Source organism: Leuconostoc suionicum (assembly GCF_001891125.1).
Classification (GTDB): Bacteria; Bacillota; Bacilli; order Lactobacillales; family Lactobacillaceae; genus Leuconostoc; species Leuconostoc suionicum.
The window spans coordinates 1,162,095-1,179,224 of the sequence record NZ_CP015247.1; the positions used below are offsets into that span (position 1 = coordinate 1,162,095).

Sequence of the window (17,130 nt, forward strand, 5' to 3'; positions counted from 1 at the left end):
TGTAAAATTGAAATGATTTAATTTATGAGGTAAATAAATATGAAATTCTATGATTTTTTACGTGGCATTGCTGTTGCTTTAATATGGGCAGTTACTGGTCGCATTAAATACATGAATCGCGACAGAATACCCCAAAACGATAACTATGTGCTAGTTGGCCCACATCGTACTTGGTGGGACCCAGTATGGTATGCCATGGCGGCCTACCCAAAACACTTTATTTTCATGGCAAAAATTGAATTATTTAAATTCAAGCCACTTGCCTGGTTAATCAAATCAGCCGGCGCTTTCCCAGTTGATCGTGAAAATGTTGGCCCAAGCGTCATCAAAATTCCCGTACGTGAATTAAAAGATGGCAATCGCTCTTTGATAATGTTTCCTTCCGGTTCTAGACACAGTGACGATTTAAAATCAGGTTCCATTTTAATTGCACGAATGGCTGGAAAGGCAATCGTACCAGCTGTCTATCAAGGTCCTGTTAAGTTCAGTCAACTTTTCAAACGTAATAATACCACAGTTAATTTTGGTAAGCCAATTATTATTGATCGTAAAGACCGATTGAACAAAGAAAATATTGCTAAATATACTGAGCAAATGCAAAAAGCATTCCAAGAATTAGATGCTGAGATTGACCCAACTTGGAAATATGTAGATCCAAAACGTTTAGAAAAAAAATAAGCCGATTGGCTTATTTTTTTTGCGAATTGGCACTTTGTTGCTTCATCTGAGCCATCATTTGGTTCAATTTCTTTTGAGATGGTTTTTGTCCCATTGACATCATCATTGATTTCATCATTTCTTCTGAAATAGGTGGGTTTTTTGCAAGATAACTCTTCATTGAATTACGTGCCAAGAAAAAGCCACCGACCAAACCAATAACTAAAGTTAACACTGCAATTAAAATTGCTAGCCATGTGCTAATCATGCATATTCTCCTTACTAAAATGTCTGATAGTTATTATAGCACAGCCAGCAAAGGCGTGCTATAATTACTTGCAGAGTTAACGTTTTCAATATGAACCATTTTGTTCGTTACAAAAATAAACAACACAAGTTTTTATCATTTATTTAATATTAGGTTGAATTTTTACAAAAATAACGAACAAACGTTTGATTTGTTCGTGTTTTTCCGTTATACTGATGATAGTAAATTTAACAAGTAGGAAACCCATCATGGCAATTACACAAGAAAGCAAACAAATTCAAGTGCTTCGATTTATTCATGAAGCACAATCAGAAAATGGTTACCCACCAACCGTCCGAGAAATTGGTGAAGCTGTTGGATTATCATCTTCTTCAACTATTCACGGTCACATCGAACGACTAGTCAAAAAAGGTTATCTTTTAAAAGATGCTTCTAAACCAAGAGCTCGTGCGATCGAAGTAACCGATATTGGTTTAGAGATGCTTGGCATTTCAACAACACCCGGAAAAATTCCGGTACTTGGAATGGTTACAGCGGGTACACCAATTTTGGCAGTGGAAGAAGAAGCAACCGAATTTTTCCCTATTCCAGATAATTTAATGCAATTTGATGGTGACCTGTTCATGCTTAATGTTCATGGTGATTCAATGGTTAACATTGGCATCCTAGATGGAGACAAAGTTATCGTACGTAAGCAAGAGAATGCTGATAATGGTGATGTCGTTGTCGCAATGAATGATAGCAATGAAGCGACAGTCAAGCGTTTTTTCCGTGAAGCCGATCATTATCGCTTACAACCAGAAAATAACAGCATGGCGCCAATTATTTTGCAAAAAGTCTCTATTTTAGGAAAAGTCATCGGACTATATCGCGACGCTATTTATTAAAAATCAAGTAAAAAGGCTCATCAGGGATGAGCCTTTTTATTATGCTTGCCAAGCATTTGGATTTTTCTTCCAATTTTGTAAGGTTTCAACTTGTGATTTATCGAGATCCCCACGCTTTACCGCTGTTTCAATGAGTTGTGAATATGTTGTTAGCGAGTTAAATGTTAGTCCTGCTTCGTCAAAATTTTTTTTACCAGCTGGCAATTCATAAGAGAATATGGAAACAACGCCAAGTACACTTGCTCCCTCATTACGTACCGCATTTACTGCAGCCAACACAGAACCCCCTGTTGATATCAAATCATCAATCAGAACGACTTTGCGATCTTTTACCAAGGCGCCTTCTGTTTGACGACCTGCCCCGTGATCTTTAGGTTTTGAACGTACATAGATCATTGGCTTATTTAATTCTTCAGCTACCCAAGCCGAATGAGGAATACCTGCAGTAGCCACTCCACCAATAATCTCAACGTCACCATACTCTTTTTTTATTAATTCAGATAACCCCTTATAAATATTTTGACGTACCAAAGGGAAACCAATGGTCATCCGATTATCTGTATATATTGGACTCTTTATACCCGAGGCCCACGTGAAAGGTTCTTCTGGTGAAAATTTTACGGCGCCAATTTCAAGTAAATCATTAGCTACTTGTTGTTTATAGTTTGTCATTTATTTTCTCCATTCATTGACAACACGTTGATATGCAGCCACCGGGTTGGTCGATTTTGTAATTGATCGACCAACAACTAATCCAGTTGAATTCAACTTCTTGGCTTCCGCTGGCGTAGTCACACGCACTTGATCTCCAGCTGCGTCACCAGCTAAACGAATACCGGGTGTGATACGTAAAAATCGGTCATTCGTGTGTGACTTAATTAAACTAGCCTCCAAAGGTGAACTAATTGTCCCGTCTATGCCCGCCGAGTATGCGAGCTCAGCCAAATGTGCAACACTTTCTTCAATAGTTGCTGTGGTTAGTTGTATCTCTTGTATCTCAGCCTCCGAAAAAGAAGTTAGCTGTGTCACTGCAAGTAACTTTAACGCGTCACTCTTATTGGCAACAGCTGCTTCTAACATTCTTTTCCCTCCAGCTGCATGCAAAGTTAAATATTGTACATCTAGTTTTGATATATTAGCGACTGCACGACCAACAGTATTTGGAATATCGTAAAGTTTTAAATCTAAGAAAATCGTATAGCCCAATGCACGTAGTTCTGTGATGAACTCTGGTCCCGTACGATAAAAAAGCTCCATACCGATTTTCAATGCTGGCTTTTCCACTAGATCTGAAAAAGGATCCAAAAATTTGCAAGTAGTGGTTGCATCGGGAAAGTCCAAAGCAATAAAGACTGGCTGTTCTATCATTATGATCCTCCTATGTACATAAGCCGAAGCTTATTTGAAAAAGTTTAGTGCATTTCTTTCACGGTAAAACTGCGCGACTCTAATACTTCTAAGAAGGCACTAACTGTATCTAAAGCAGTAAACAAAGGCACGGCATTTTCAATGGCAGCATTTCTAATCAAGCGGCCATCGCTTTCAGCACGGTCATCTGCTTGAGTTGTGTTAATAACCACCTGTACTTTTTGTTGACGCAGTGCTGCAACCGCATTATTATCTGATTCCGAAATTTTATCGAGTACTTCCACAGGCAAGTCATTGTCTGACAAGTAAGCACCCGTACCGACAGTTGCAAACAAAGCAAATCCCAAATCATTGAATCTCTTTGCTAATTCAAGCGCCTCTTCTTTGTCATCATCAGCAACTGTGAACAAAACATTGCCATAACGTGGTACTTTGATGTTAGAAGCAATAAAGGCCTTATACAACGCCTTGGATAGGTTAATATCTGACCCCATGACTTCACCAGTAGACTTCATTTCTGGGCCGAGCAAAGAATCAACATCGGGCAACTTTGTGAACGAAAATATCGGTGCTTTAACATGCACCATATCATCATTAGGAACAAGTCCCGTCTCAAATCCCATTTCCGATAATTTTTCACCTAACATAACTCTTGTTGCTAATTGAGCGAGAGGAAGATGCGTAACTTTGGATATGAACGGTACTGTACGTGATGCACGTGGATTTACTTCGATAACATATGCCGTATTTTCATGGATAACAAACTGCACGTTCATCAACCCTATTGTATTCATAGATTTAGCCAAATTAATAGAGGCCTGCACCATTTCATCTTGAACTTTTTGTGACAAGTACTGTGGTGGGTAAACCGACATAGAATCCCCTGAGTGGACCCCCGCCCGTTCGATATGTTCCATAATACCTGGGATTACAGCTGTCTCACCATCTGACAAGACATCTACTTCTGCTTCTTGCCCCACTAGGTACGAATCAATCAATACCGGATGATCATTTGAAACCTTGACCGCACGCTGCATGTAGTCCTGGAGTTCATCGTCAGAAGAAACAATTTCCATTGCTCGACCACCCAAAACATATGAAGGACGAATCAATACGGGATATCCAATGGATTGTGCAGCTGCTAATGCACCGTCAACTGTGGTTGCTGTTTTACCAATAGGTTGTGGTAAAGCAAGTTCTTTTATGACCTGATCAAATGCTTCACGATCTTCGGCACGATTTAGATCCTCTACAGAGGTTCCCAAAATATTTACACCATTATCTAACAAAGGTTGAGCTAAATTAATTGCAGTTTGTCCGCCAAACTGAACAACTACACCGACTGGATTCTCTAGCTCAATCACATTGAGAACATCTTCCAAGGTAAGTGGTTCAAAATACAATTTATCTGAGATGGAGAAATCCGTTGAAACGGTTTCTGGATTAGAATTCATAATAATCGCTTCATATCCAGCCCGTTGAATAGCCTTAACAGCATGAACAGTTGCATAATCAAATTCAACACCTTGCCCGATGCGAATCGGTCCAGATCCTAGTACAAGTACCGATTTTTTTGTACTAACAATCGATTCATTTTCCTGTTCATAAGTTGCATAATAATACGGCGTTGCCGATTCAAATTCTGCTGCAACAGTATCAACCATTTTGTAAACTGGTTTAATTTTTTTATCTTTGCGTAGTGTTCTAATATCAGCAGCTGTCTTGCTCCAGATTTTAGCAATTGTTTCGTCAGCAAAGCCATTCTTTTTAGCATATTGCAACTGATCAATATCTCCAACATGATTGGCAAGGTCTTGCTCAATTTCGATAACATGCAATACTTTATCCAAGAAAAATTCATCGATTAGTGTTTTATCATGAATAGTTTCAATCGAAACGCCTCGGCGCAATAAATCAGCAATCATAAACAAACGATCATCTCGAGCGGGCATTAATGCTGCTAACAGTTCATCATCTGAAAGATCCTTATAGGTTATATCATCTAGACCAATAGCCCCAATCTCTAGTGAGCGAACAGCCTTTAACATGGCTTCTTCCATATTGCGACCGATAGCCATCACTTCACCAGTTGCCTTCATTTGTGTGCCTAGGCGACGATCTGCTGTTGAAAATTTGTCAAATGGCCAGCGTGGAATTTTAAACACAACATAATCTAATGCTGGTTCAAACTCTGCCTTTGTCGTGCCAGTTACGGGATTGATAATCTCATCGAGTGTTAAGCCAACGGCAATTTTTGCAGCCATTTTGGCAATCGGATATCCAGTCGCTTTTGAAGCTAACGCAGAAGAACGACTGACACGTGGATTGACTTCAATAATATAATATTTGTATGAATCAGGATCAAGTGCCATTTGAATATTGACACCACCCTCGATTTTTAATGCACGAATAATTTTTAATGCTGCATCACGCATCATTTGAACTTCGCGATCAGATAATGTTTGAACTGGTGCAGTCACAATCGAATCTCCAGTATGAATACCAACTGGATCAAAGTTTTCCATTGAAGCAACAACCAATGCGTTATCATTAGCGTCACGCATTACTTCAAATTCAATCTCTTTGTAACCCGCAATCGAACGTTCAATCAACACTTGTGTTACCGGGGAAAGTTCTAATCCATTAGCCGTAATCTCCGAAAGTTCTTCATGGGTTTGAGCGATACCTCCGCCGGTACCACCTAACGTGTAGGCTGGACGAACAATTACTGGATAACCATGTGTGTCAGCAAAATTAAGTGATTCTTCTAAAGTAGTTGCAATGATGGACTCTGGAATGGGCTCATTCAAACGTTCCATCAAGGCTTTAAATTCTTCACGATCTTCGGCCTCTTCGATTGCTGATAGCTTAGTTCCAAGTAACTCGATATTGAGTTCATCCAAAATTCCCGCTTCGGAAAGGTTTTTAGCCATATTTAATCCAGTTTGACCACCTAGCGTTGGCAAAATAGCATCTGGACGCTCTTTACGTAAGATACGTTCAATAAAATCAATTGACAAAGGCTCAATGTATACCTTGTCAGCAATTTCAGCGTCGGTCATAATCGTTGCCGGATTAGAATTTACTAAAATAACATGATACCCTTCTTCTTTTAAAGAGAGCGCAGCTTGTGTGCCAGAATAATCAAATTCGGCTGCTTGACCAATAACAATTGGTCCAGAACCAATCACTAATATTTTACTAATGTCTTGACGTTTAGGCATTTGTAGTCTCCTTCTTTGAATCAGCTATCATATTCAAAAATTCATCAAATAAATATTCAGCATCGTGTGGACCAGGTGCTGCATCTGGGTGGAATTGAACAGAGAAAGCATTGTAGCCTTTTAGGCGAACGCCTTCAACAGTCTGATCATTAATTTCTTCGTGTGTCACAACTAGATCTGTTTTCTCTAAGCTGGCTCGTTCAACTGCATAGCCGTGATTTTGTGACGTAAAGTCTAATCTCGCTTTAGAAACTGTGCGCACGGCATGATTAAAACCACGATGACCAAATTTCATCTTGTACGTTTCTGCGCCATTGGCGATTGCGAACAGCTGATGTCCCAAGCAAATGCCCATTAGCGGCAAATGCTTTTGTAGCTTCTGAATTGTTGGAATGGCATAGTCTACATCTTTGGGATCACCAGGTCCATTTGACAGTAAGATTCCGTCAGGGTTCGCTGCCAAAATTGTTTCTGCGTCCACATTAGCAGGAAATACCATCACGTTAACACCGCGCTTGGCAAGCGAGCGAAGAATTGAATTTTTCAGTCCAAAATCAATGAGCGCGATTGATACACCATCAGTTGGGTTTTGATACTGTGTTTTTGTTGTTGCATCTGCAACCATTGTTTTCGATGTTTCAAACGCTTTTAGTCTCGCGATGACTTCATCCGTTATTTCATCAACAAGCGCTGCTTTCATGGAACCCTGATTACGTAACTCTTTTGTTAAAGCACGCGTATCAATGCCTGTTATGCCAGGCATCCCAGTTTTTTCTGCCCATTCTGGCAAACTCATCATTTTGCGCCAATTACTTGGTCGTCGAGCGATTTCGTGCACTACGATCGCAGATGCAGCGGGTCGCAAACTTTCAAAGTCATCACGATTAACCCCGTAATTACCGATTAGTGGGTAAGTAAATACAATAATTTCACCTCGGTATGATAAATCTGTAATCGATTCTTGATAGCCAGACATACCAGTATTAAAAACTAACTCGGCCATGATATCAACATCAGCACCAAAAGCTTCCCCTTCATATACTGATCCATTTTCTAATAATAAGTAGCGTTTTTTCATTTTACGTTATCCTTATATACAATTTCACCGTCAACCCACGTGGCCAGTGTTTTTCCATACACTTCCCATCCAATAAATGGTGAGTTTTTTCCCATCGATTCAAAGCTCTCAGTATCTATTTCATAGTTATTCTCTAGATCAAACAGAGCAAGGTCTGCTCGCGCACCTTCTTCGACACTAGTGGGCGCCTGCAATTGGAATGCACTGACTGGAGCAGTGACCATTCGCTCAAGCAAAGTTTCTAGAGTCATCACACCATTTTTGACCAAATAAGTATAAAGCAGTTGGAAACTCGTTTCGATTCCGGTAATGCCAAATGGTGCATCTCGGAAAGACTTCTGTTTCTCTTCTTTTCCATGTGGCGCATGATCGGTAGCAACCATGTCGATGGTTCCATCCAACAATCCAGCGATAACTGCTTCACGATCTCTCTGAGTTCGTAGTGGTGGATTCATTTTGAACATTGCATTATCAGAATTGATATCTTCTTCTGACAACAATAAGTGATGCGGAGAAACCTCTGCAGTAACATGAACACCTTCATGTTTAGCAATTCGCACCAATTCAACCGATTCCTTAGTTGAAATATGCGCGACATGATAATGAACACCAGTAGCTTTAGCTAGTACCAAATCTCGAGCAAGTTGTGAACTCTCTGCCAATCCCGTAATTCCCGGTAATGCTAACTTTATTGATGCTTCCCCCTCATTCATAACACCATCATGAACCAGCGTGTCGTCTTCCAAATGCGCGGCTAAAGGTTTGTTGACCGATGCAGCGGCGACCATTGCTTGGAGCATAGTATTTGCTGTCTGTACCCCTTTACCATCATTTGTGAATGCTTTGGCCCCAGCTGCTGACATCCCTTTAATATTGGTTACTTGAGTTGACGTCAAGTTATTTGAGATGGCCCCGTACTGTTCAATATGAATCACACCATTTTGTTTATTTCGTGCAATTTGATTCGTTATCTTTTCTTCATTGTCAGGAACTGGATTTAAGTTAGGCATAGCAATCACAGTCGTAAACCCACCGCGTGCAGCCGCCTTAGATCCGCTATTAATCGTCTCCTTATACTCAAAACCAGGCTCACGAAAATGTACGTGCACATCTACTAATCCCGTTGAAAGAAAGGCTCCTTTGGCATCAAAAGTAGTGGCTGCATTACTTTCAAGATGATCACTAATCTTTTGAATGATTCCTTGGTCAATTAAAATATCTCGAAGAACGAGTTGATTGTTCCATAAAATTTTAGCATTTTTTATTAGTTGCATTTACTTACTCCGTAACGTATTCTAAAATGGCCATTCGTGCATAAACGCCATTGGTCATCTGGTCAAATATGCGTGATTTTGGTGCTTCAACTAAATCATCGGCAATTTCAACGTCTCGATTAACTGGGGCCGGATGCATAATAATACTATTTTCTTTCAAATTTGCATAACGCGATTCAGTCAAACCATACATCTCATGATACTTTTTTGCCGAAAAATTTTGATTTTCAGTATGTGTAATTCGTTCATGCTGTACTCTAAGAAACATCACAACATCTTGTTCCGACCAATCAACATCAAGATCCACATGTTCGCCAAATGAATCAAAATCAACTGGTTGCCAATCTTTTGGTCCACTGAATGTCACTGTTGCGCCAAGATTGTTGAGTATCTCTGCATTTGAACGCGCTACTCGTGAATGTGCTAGATCTCCAATAATTCGAATCTTCAAACCTTCAAAATGCCCAAATTCTTGATAGATTGTCACTAAATCTAACAAACTTTGTGACGGGTGTTGGCCGCTGCCGTCCCCCGCATTTACAAGTTGTGGGATCGCATTCCCTTCACTTCGCAAGACATTTTCATACCATGAATTTTGAGAGTGACGGATTACTGCAACATCCACTCCAATTGCTTTAAGGGTTTTTAAGGTATCAACCAGACTCTCTCCTTTTGTCATCGAACTAGTTTGAGGGTTGATTTGTATTTGTTTCCAATTAAGTTGATTCTCTGCCATTTGGAAACTGCTATGCGTTCTCGTTGAATTTTCAAAAAATAAATTTACAGCCGTTATCGATTTTGTTTTAGGTTGCTCACCTGATTTTAACGCCAACGCACGTTGTATTAAGTGTAGCACGTCATTTTTATTAATTGCATTTATATTCAAATAATTTCGCATATTACCCTTCTTTATACAAAAAACCAAGCGGTCTGAGCGACCGCTTGGTTCTAGAAAATGAGGGTAAAAGTGTACACTTCACCAAAAGTATCTAAAGCCTTGCAGGTCTCTCTGGACCTGATTAAAGGTTTTATTTTATTGATAGTAATCATAGCATTTTTTAAAAGTTAATGCAACTTACTTACTAAAGAAATTTTTATTCCCTTGATTGACATTTGCTTTAGCTGTTTTGTTACTATTCCAAAATGGAACAATGACTTTACCAACAATGTGCTTTTTATCTACAAATCCAAAATACCGACCATCATTTGAAACTGACCGATGATCTCCCATGACAAAATACTTGCCTTTTGGAACTGTAGAATTATTGCGATCCTTTTTCTGCCATAACGTACCAGAGGAAAGCGTCTTAAGAGACCATGTGCTGCCAAAAGACATTTCCGTTCCCTCTGTACGTTCACTCAAACTGATGAAGCTTTGATTAACTTTCTTGCCATTGACATACAAATTAGACGCTTTGTATTCAACTGTATCACCTGGAATCGCAATAATACGCTTCACGTACTTATCATCCCCAGACTGGTACCTGGGATCTTCATCTTTAGCGTTGAATACAATAACATCTCCACGCTTATAACTTGCCACTTTGTTTAGAAACACATTCTCTTTATCTTGCAAATTCGGTTCCATTGATGGTCCGCTAACTTTTACGCGTGTGAATAAAAATGAGCGAATAAGCACAACAATAAGAATTGCAATGGCAATTGGGAAAACCCACTCCTTCAAAAATTTCATAAACATAAATAACTTCCTTTACATAAAATCACCAACAGAATAACTGTCGGTGATAATGAACTTAATTTACTTCTGCAACTTAGAATAGGCTTCGGCAACGGGTTTTGTAACAATGTCATTTAATTCCGTTAGCAAAGTGTTCAAAGCCTGTTCTGCTTCCATCAGAGCATTAATTTTTTCGTCTTTTTGTACTTTTGCAGCAACTGCATCCCATTCCTTTTCTTGTTCAGGTTTTGGTTGTTGCTGGCTTTGCATCATTTGTTGTACTGCCATTTGAATTTCTTGGAATTCACCAAACAACGCTTTAGAATCAGTGTCATTTTGTATTGCGTTAAATGCATTTTGCCATGCAATATATTGTTGTGTTTCTGTCAAAATATTTGCCATTTCATTGGCATTATCGTAAATATTTACTGTCATGTTGTTTTCCTTTTTTACGTTATTCTATATCACTAAAATCATATCACAACCAATAACTAATGTGAAACACTAATCAATCTAAACGTTCAATTGCCAAATAATCCTTTGACACTATTCCACAATTGACCAGCTCCTTCAACAGCTTTGTCAACGCCACTATTGAAATCATCTTGAATTGTTCCCCATAAGTCACTGCTCTGACTTGTACTACTTGATGTCGTATTAGGATTTGTTACCGTAAAGGCGGTTTGCTTCGTATTTGGCAAAATTTGTTCCAAAGACGTTTTAACCAGTGGTCCCATTGTAGACGTCAATCCTAGCGGCAAAGAACCAGTATTGTTTCCTTCCAGTCCCATCCAAGTTGCTTGAACAATGTCCTTCGTATATGCCATTGCCCATGAATCCTTTGATGAACTGGCATTATTGGTACTATTAGGATTTTCAGTAGTACCAGTTTTACCAGCAATAGTATAACCCGATGGTGCAGATCCAACCCCTGTACCATCCGTATAAGTACCAAGCATCATACGTGTCATATTATTTGCAACTTTACTACTGATGACCTGTGTTTGTTTTGCTTTTGGTGAGCTAACAATTACTTTGCCACTTGCATCAACTATTTTAGTAATATAATGTGCCTGACTCATCACACCACCATTGGCAAAAGCCGTGTATGCTTGCGCCATTTGTTGTGGGGATACACCCTTGGTCAATCCGCCTAGTGCTAGTGATAGGTTCTTATCCTTTTTGCTTAATGGTAAGCCAAACTTAATACCACTCTTATATCCAACCTCTACACCCATTTTATTAAGTAAATAAACTGCTGGAATGTTATACGAATGTTCCAAAGCTGAATACATCGGAACATCAGCCGTTTCAACGTTCATAGCATTGTTTGGAGTATAATTGTTCGTCCCGAAACTCATCGATTGGTTAGGCAATTTTGTACTAATACTATAACCTCGTTGTAGAGCTGGTGCATAAACGACCATTGGTTTGATTGCTGAACCAGGTTGTAATTGTGATTGATTAGCACGGTTAAAGCCACGGAAAGTATGGGAGGTCTCACGACCACCGACTACAGCCAATACCCCACCAGTTTTAGCATTCAAAACAATCGATGCTGCTTGTGCGTCATCAACATAGTTAAATAATGCTGAATTATCGAAATCATTTTGTAAATTCGTTTGATCCTTTTGGTTTAACGTTGTATATATTTTATACCCACGATTCATAACATCGTTTTCTGTTAAACCGTAGGTATTAATGGCTTCATTAATCACTGAGTCGAAATACCAAGGATAATTATAATTACCAGAATCATCATAAGTATCATTTAGCGTATCCGTTGTTGATTTGGCTGTACTAGCCTGCGCTGAAGTTATCTTTTTATTCTCAACCATGGTTGTCAAAACTAAATTACGTCGAGCCTTGGAAGCTTCCGGATGATCGATAGGATTAAATTTAGCGGGACTAGTTAACATACCCGCTAGTGTAGCCGCTTGCGTTGTCGTTAATTCACTGGCATGAACACCAAAATATTTCTGTGATGCATCTTCTACACCCCAAACACCATGACCAAACCAAGCATTATTAAGGTACATCGTAAAAATTTCATTTTTAGTGTAATCTTGTTCAACCTGCATGGACAAAAAGATTTCTTTGGCTTTTCTGGTAAATGTCTGTTCTTGCGATAAATAAGCATTTTTAACCAATTGCTGTGTCAACGTGGAACCGCCGCCAGAAATAGTACTAGATCCGGTTATTTTGTTTTTAACTAACAAAACAGCTGCACGTGCAATCCCTTTTACCGAGAAACCATACTCATGATAAAAATTACGGTCTTCGATTGATAAAACTGCATCTCGCATGTTCTGTGAAATCTTATTATACGAAACATAGGTGCCTTTTTGTGAATATAATTCACCTGCTTTTTCACCTTGGTCATCGTAAACTGTTGCCGTTTGAGAGAGCGTTGCTTCTAAATTTTTAACGTGTGCAGTTTTAGCTAAAATTGCTAAGTAGGCACTTGTGACCAAAAATATTGTTAAAAATAAAATAATCAGCAGGCGCCCAAATTGCCAACGATGCCAAATTGGTCCTAATTTAGCCCACACTTTTTGACTTATTGCTTTCAACCACTTCATTCATCAACCTATCAATTCCGCCCAATGATCAGCTAGCTTTGCGGCATCTGTTTCATTTTTACTTGTAACGTAAATTGTGTTAAATCCCGCTAGTGTCGTAATAACTTCAGGTAGATTCGCGTCATCAATAATGCCTGCAACTGAATTACCACTACCATCAGTTGTTTTTATAATTGTTAAGAACTCAACGTGAGTCACGAATGAAGCATATTCTTTGATTGCTTCATCAACAGCATTAGTCGTTACCAGATTTTGAACATTTTTCGTTGTATCATTGAGTTGCTGGTAACGTAACTGTCCAGTGTCGCTCTTTTGGCGAATAATATTCATTGCTCGAATATCACGTGATACGGTTGTTTGTGTTGTTTCAACACCGTGCTTGATAAGTTGAGCAAGTAATTCTTCTTGGCTGGCAATGATATTATCCTGGATAATATCCAAAATAAGCTTTTGCCGTTCTTGTTTTGAAATCATTGATTTCTCCTTTGTATCATGATGCACGGTTATCTAAAAATATATCATTTACTACCGTTTTGTGCATCACTTTAACAGTTGGCTTAAATAGCACTTGATCTTTCCAAATCAGTTACATCTCTTCAGGTGCCTTGACACCTAATAATCTCAAACTTTCTGTCAAAACAATAGACACTGATTTAACCAACACCAAGCGAGCATTTAGTTGAGCGTCTTCTGTTAATATTTTTGAGTTAGCGTAGTACTTGTTAAATGCTCTTGACAAATTCAACGCATATTTAGCAATAATGCTGGCCTCACGTTGTTGCCAAGCCCGTTGCACTGTCTTGGGAAAATTGTTTAGTGTCGTAATAATATCCCATGTTGCTGGATCACTCAAATTCAAATCATCACTCGACAATTGAACCGACGTCTTGCGTAAAATTGATTTTGCTCGGGCATTCGTATACTGTACGTATGGTCCAGTATCTCCTTCAAAACGGACAACTTCTTCTAAATTGAAGTCAAAGTTGTTGGTACGATCATTCATTAAGTCATGAAACACAACAGCACCGGCACCCACTTCTTCTGCCACTGTATCTTTATCACCCAAAGCAGGATTTTTCTCTTGAATTTGCTTCAAAGCCAATTCATGAGCATCATCTAATACATCCTTTAGCAAAACAACATCCCCCTTACGTGTGGACATTTTTTTGCCATTAAACGTAATTAGGCCAAAGGCAATGTGCTCAATGTCATCAGCCCATTCAAAACCCATCAGTGATAAGACAGCCTTCATCTGCACAAAATGTTCTCGTTGTTCACCACCAACAACATACAACGATTTCGCAAAATCGTATGTTTCTTTTCTGTAAAGTGCCGCTGCTAAGTCGCGAGTCATATACAAAGTCGCACCATCTGAACGCTTAATCATGGCCGGTGTTAGATTTGGATTGATATGACTCAAATCAACAATCTGTGCCCCCTGTGATTCAACAAGAAGATTTTTTTCTTCTAAAATGTCAACTACCTTGTCCATTTTATCATTATAAAATGCTTCGCCGTTGAATGAATCAAATGTTATGTCCAAGCGATCGTATATTTCAGAAAACTCTTTCAACGATTCAGCACGGAACCATTGCCACAAACGATGTGCCTCTTCATCACCATCTTCAAGTTTCTTAAACCAAGCACGACCTTCATCATTCAATGAATCATTTTCCTTAGCTTTTTCGTGAAACTCAACGTAGTATTTTAACAAAGTAGCAATTGGGTCTGATTTGACTTCTTCTTCAGAACCCCAAGCTTTGTAGGCATATATTAGTTTACCAAATTGCGTGCCCCAGTCACCTAAATGATTTATTTTAACAGGCGCATAACCATTTTTCGCTGTGATGTTTGCTAGTGCATTACCGATAACAGTCGAACGTAAGTGTCCCATTGACATTGGCTTGGCGATGTTTGGGCTGGACATGTCAATCGTGACTTTGGCACCCTGTCCATCCACATTGTCACCGTAGGCACCTTCCAAGTCAAATACTGTCTTTAATACTCGATTAGACGTAGCTACTTTGTCCAAGAAAAAGTTAACATAAGGCCCAGTAGCAACAACTTTTTCAAATCCTTCTTGATCAATTGCATCAACGATGTCTGCTGCAATTAATTGCGGTGCTTTATGTAATGCCTTGGCTAATGTAAATGTTGGAAAAGCAACATCTCCAAGATCAGATGATTTTGGTGCTTCTAGTTTTTCAGAAATTTCTTGTAAAGTAAGGTCGGTTAGCACTGCGTTAAGTGCCTCAACAATTTGTATATTATCTACCATTTTTTTTCCTTTTGGTTTTTAATTATGATTTTTAATAAAAATACATTATAATCAAAAATTCGATATTCTTATTATACCGTATTTTAGGCATTATTCATCTAAAAATAAATAAGCTCGCCTCTTGTTTTCATCAACAAAGAGACGAGCCTAGCCCGCGGTACCACTCTAATAGCTTTCGCCACTCAAATTTATTAACTTTGGACTCTTAGTACGCGCCGTTTTTACTATGGCCTGACTTCCATCAACTCAAGCTCGCTTAATCATAGCTACAAAACATCTTTACTTATCTTCGTCTTTTACAGATTTTTCAGGCGCAGGGCCGTGTTTAATCACTTCAACCTCATCCATGCGAACAACCGCACGATGGTTCATTTCGTTAACCGCTGGTTGATCAGCTGGAGCATTCTCCGTAATCTCAACCAACAATGAGTTTTCATAAATTTTTTCAACTTGACCTGTAAAAGGTTTTTCTAAATTGCCATAAGCTGGTGCTAATAAAACATCTCCAAGGTTAAATCCAGAGGTATTTTCTTCTACTTCTTCTGCCATGTTTGCCTCCATTTTAACGTTATTTAACAGTTTATTCTAGCATAAAACAGATGTTTATGCGAGTGTTTTAACTACTCTATCTAATATAGTCCGCGCAATATCAATTTTTGGTAACAATTCAATTTTTTCTGGGTCTTTATCGCGAGATAAAATCGTTACTTTATTATTATCAGAGTCAAAACCACCATCCACATCACTAACATCATTAGCAATTAAGAAATCTGCATTTTTCTTTGATAACTTTTTTTGTGCAGACGCAAGAACGTTTTGCGTTTCAGCAGCAAATCCCACAACAATTTGCCCAGCTTTCTTTATATGACCAATATCTGATAATATATCAGGATTTTGAATTAATTCAATCGTTAAATTCTCGTGCCCTACTTTTTTTATTTTGTTTTCAGCTTGTGAAGCAGGCCGATAATCAGATACAGCTGCCGAACTAATGAAAATATCCGCGTCAGAAAATTCTTGCACAACTGTTGCATGCATGTCACGTGTGGAAGTAACAACTATTTCTCGGACGCCGTACAGTTCTTCTCGTTTTGTTGTGGTTATAAGTACCACCATTGCACCTAACTCTGCAGCTGCCTGTGCCAAAGCATAGCCCATTTTCCCTGAAGAACGATTTGTTAAATACCGCACTGGATCAAGCGCTTCACGTGTCCCGCCGGCTGTAATAACAATTTTTTTTCCTTTTAACTCACCACCGCGCGCCTGTATACGAATAGCTGCCTGATTTATAATTGCCACAGGCTCCGGTAAGCGACCTTGCGACTCGTAACCTTCTGCTAAGAAACCAATCTCTGGGTCAATAATAAACCAACCATCACTTTTTAATAAATTCAAATTACGTACAACCGCGTCATTATTAAGCATAATATCGTTCATCGCTGGGGCGATAACTTTAGCCGCAGATGATGCCATTACCGTCGCAGTCACAGCATCATCTGCGATACCATTTGCTATTTTTCCAATAATGTTAGCAGTAGCTGGCACAACAAATATCAAGTCTGCCCACTTAGCCCATTCAATATGAGTAACAGCAGCCTTCTCATCACGAAAAAGATCGGTTAACACATCATGTTTAGACAAAACGGCTAATGTTTGTACAGTAATAAATTCTTGGGCCGCAGCCGTCATTCCTACACGAACATGAGCGCCGCTCTTAATGAATTCGCGTACTAATGTTGCTGACTTGTAGGCCGAAATGCTACCTGTCACAATCACTAATATATTCTTATTTCTATAGAAATCATTCATGCCATTCATTATATCATGGAATGTTTT

General features: G+C 39.0%; 16 protein-coding genes. 2 read left to right on the forward strand and 14 right to left on the reverse strand.

Going from position 1 to position 17,130, the window contains the following annotated elements:
• Positions 1–39 precede the first annotated feature (39 nt).
• Positions 40–678, forward strand: coding sequence for a lysophospholipid acyltransferase family protein (locus A6B45_RS05835; RefSeq protein WP_072613761.1), 639 nt, complete (start codon positions 40–42; stop codon positions 676–678).
• 10 nt (positions 679–688) lie between these two features.
• Here the strand turns inward: A6B45_RS05835 and A6B45_RS05840 are convergent, their stop codons facing one another.
• Complete coding sequence (locus A6B45_RS05840; protein ID WP_072613762.1) at positions 689–925, reverse strand: YneF family protein; 237 nt, start codon at positions 923–925, stop codon at positions 689–691.
• 248 nt (positions 926–1,173) lie between these two features.
• On the opposite strand from A6B45_RS05840, the gene lexA reads away from it, so the two are divergent.
• Positions 1,174–1,812 (forward strand): transcriptional repressor LexA, encoded by a 639-nt coding sequence (lexA, locus tag A6B45_RS05845; RefSeq protein WP_072613763.1) that lies wholly within the window; start codon positions 1,174–1,176, stop codon positions 1,810–1,812.
• Between the two features lie 39 nt (positions 1,813–1,851).
• Here lexA and pyrE read toward each other — a convergent pair whose 3' ends face one another.
• From pyrE to coaBC, 13 genes are all read right to left on the reverse strand, one after another.
• A complete protein-coding gene (gene pyrE, locus A6B45_RS05850) occupies positions 1,852–2,484 on the reverse strand; it encodes an orotate phosphoribosyltransferase (protein ID WP_072613764.1) in 633 nt (210 codons plus the stop codon).
• A complete protein-coding gene (gene pyrF, locus A6B45_RS05855) occupies positions 2,485–3,180 on the reverse strand; it encodes an orotidine-5'-phosphate decarboxylase (protein ID WP_072613765.1) in 696 nt (231 codons plus the stop codon). It lies immediately after the preceding gene.
• A 44-nt stretch (positions 3,181–3,224) separates the two neighbouring features.
• Entirely contained in the window at positions 3,225–6,404 is a 3,180-nt protein-coding gene (gene carB, locus A6B45_RS05860; protein WP_072613766.1) for a carbamoyl-phosphate synthase large subunit, read from the reverse strand.
• Complete coding sequence (locus A6B45_RS05865; RefSeq protein ID WP_072613767.1) at positions 6,397–7,482, reverse strand: carbamoyl phosphate synthase small subunit; 1,086 nt, start codon at positions 7,480–7,482, stop codon at positions 6,397–6,399. Before A6B45_RS05865 ends, carB begins: the two co-directional genes overlap by 8 nt.
• Positions 7,479–8,756: a dihydroorotase gene (locus A6B45_RS05870; RefSeq protein WP_072613768.1), complete on the reverse strand. Its 1,278-nt coding sequence runs from the start codon at positions 8,754–8,756 to the stop codon at positions 7,479–7,481. The genes A6B45_RS05865 and A6B45_RS05870 overlap by 4 nt, the downstream gene beginning before the upstream one ends.
• 4 nt (positions 8,757–8,760) lie before the next feature.
• Positions 8,761–9,654 carry an aspartate carbamoyltransferase catalytic subunit gene (locus A6B45_RS05875; protein ID WP_072613769.1) on the reverse strand — a complete coding sequence of 298 codons (894 nt, stop codon included), beginning with the start codon at positions 9,652–9,654 and terminating at the stop codon, positions 8,761–8,763.
• Positions 9,655–9,831: 177 nt separating this feature from the next.
• A complete protein-coding gene (gene lepB / locus A6B45_RS05880) occupies positions 9,832–10,455 on the reverse strand; it encodes a signal peptidase I (protein ID WP_072613770.1) in 624 nt (207 codons plus the stop codon).
• Positions 10,456–10,515: 60 nt separating this feature from the next.
• Positions 10,516–10,869 carry a YlbF family regulator gene (locus A6B45_RS05885; protein ID WP_010290990.1) on the reverse strand — a complete coding sequence of 118 codons (354 nt, stop codon included), beginning with the start codon at positions 10,867–10,869 and terminating at the stop codon, positions 10,516–10,518.
• A gap of 86 nt (positions 10,870–10,955) precedes the next feature.
• Complete coding sequence (locus A6B45_RS05890) at positions 10,956–13,016, reverse strand: PBP1A family penicillin-binding protein (protein WP_072613771.1); 2,061 nt, start codon at positions 13,014–13,016, stop codon at positions 10,956–10,958.
• 3 nt (positions 13,017–13,019) lie between these two features.
• A complete protein-coding gene (locus tag A6B45_RS05895) occupies positions 13,020–13,490 on the reverse strand; it encodes an arginine repressor (RefSeq protein ID WP_072613772.1) in 471 nt (156 codons plus the stop codon).
• Positions 13,491–13,602: 112 nt separating this feature from the next.
• Positions 13,603–15,294 (reverse strand): arginine--tRNA ligase, encoded by a 1,692-nt coding sequence (gene argS / locus A6B45_RS05900; protein ID WP_072613773.1) that lies wholly within the window; start codon positions 15,292–15,294, stop codon positions 13,603–13,605.
• A 279-nt stretch (positions 15,295–15,573) separates the two neighbouring features.
• Positions 15,574–15,843 (reverse strand): hypothetical protein, encoded by a 270-nt coding sequence (locus A6B45_RS05905; protein ID WP_010292892.1) that lies wholly within the window; start codon positions 15,841–15,843, stop codon positions 15,574–15,576.
• 54 nt (positions 15,844–15,897) lie between these two features.
• The gene (gene coaBC, locus A6B45_RS05910) at positions 15,898–17,103 is read right to left on the reverse strand and encodes a bifunctional phosphopantothenoylcysteine decarboxylase/phosphopantothenate--cysteine ligase CoaBC (RefSeq protein ID WP_072614489.1); all 1,206 of its coding nucleotides are present in this window, start codon (positions 17,101–17,103) and stop codon (positions 15,898–15,900) included.
• Between the last annotated feature and the right edge of the window lie 27 nt (positions 17,104–17,130).

What these genes read in the sequence shown, in the direction of transcription:
- carB (WP_072613766.1), bottom strand. Translation starts at nt 6,404, where the DNA reads ATGCCTAAACGTCAAGACATTAGTAAAATATTAGTGATTGGTTCTGGA.
- argS (WP_072613773.1), bottom strand. Translation starts at nt 15,294, where the DNA reads ATGGTAGATAATATACAAATTGTTGAGGCACTTAACGCAGTGCTAACC.
- lepB (WP_072613770.1), bottom strand. Translation starts at nt 10,455, where the DNA reads ATGTTTATGAAATTTTTGAAGGAGTGGGTTTTCCCAATTGCCATTGCA.
- A6B45_RS05905 (WP_010292892.1), bottom strand. Translation starts at nt 15,843, where the DNA reads ATGGCAGAAGAAGTAGAAGAAAATACCTCTGGATTTAACCTTGGAGAT.
- coaBC (WP_072614489.1), bottom strand. Translation starts at nt 17,103, where the DNA reads ATGAATGATTTCTATAGAAATAAGAATATATTAGTGATTGTGACAGGT.
- A6B45_RS05875 (WP_072613769.1), bottom strand. Translation starts at nt 9,654, where the DNA reads ATGCGAAATTATTTGAATATAAATGCAATTAATAAAAATGACGTGCTA.
- A6B45_RS05890 (WP_072613771.1), bottom strand. Translation starts at nt 13,016, where the DNA reads ATGAAGTGGTTGAAAGCAATAAGTCAAAAAGTGTGGGCTAAATTAGGA.
- pyrE (WP_072613764.1), bottom strand. Translation starts at nt 2,484, where the DNA reads ATGACAAACTATAAACAACAAGTAGCTAATGATTTACTTGAAATTGGC.
- A6B45_RS05870 (WP_072613768.1), bottom strand. Translation starts at nt 8,756, where the DNA reads ATGCAACTAATAAAAAATGCTAAAATTTTATGGAACAATCAACTCGTT.
- A6B45_RS05865 (WP_072613767.1), bottom strand. Translation starts at nt 7,482, where the DNA reads ATGAAAAAACGCTACTTATTATTAGAAAATGGATCAGTATATGAAGGG.
- A6B45_RS05895 (WP_072613772.1), bottom strand. Translation starts at nt 13,490, where the DNA reads ATGATTTCAAAACAAGAACGGCAAAAGCTTATTTTGGATATTATCCAG.
- A6B45_RS05835 (WP_072613761.1), top strand. Translation starts at nt 40, where the DNA reads ATGAAATTCTATGATTTTTTACGTGGCATTGCTGTTGCTTTAATATGG.
- A6B45_RS05885 (WP_010290990.1), bottom strand. Translation starts at nt 10,869, where the DNA reads ATGACAGTAAATATTTACGATAATGCCAATGAAATGGCAAATATTTTG.
- A6B45_RS05840 (WP_072613762.1), bottom strand. Translation starts at nt 925, where the DNA reads ATGATTAGCACATGGCTAGCAATTTTAATTGCAGTGTTAACTTTAGTT.
- lexA (WP_072613763.1), top strand. Translation starts at nt 1,174, where the DNA reads ATGGCAATTACACAAGAAAGCAAACAAATTCAAGTGCTTCGATTTATT.
- pyrF (WP_072613765.1), bottom strand. Translation starts at nt 3,180, where the DNA reads ATGATAGAACAGCCAGTCTTTATTGCTTTGGACTTTCCCGATGCAACC.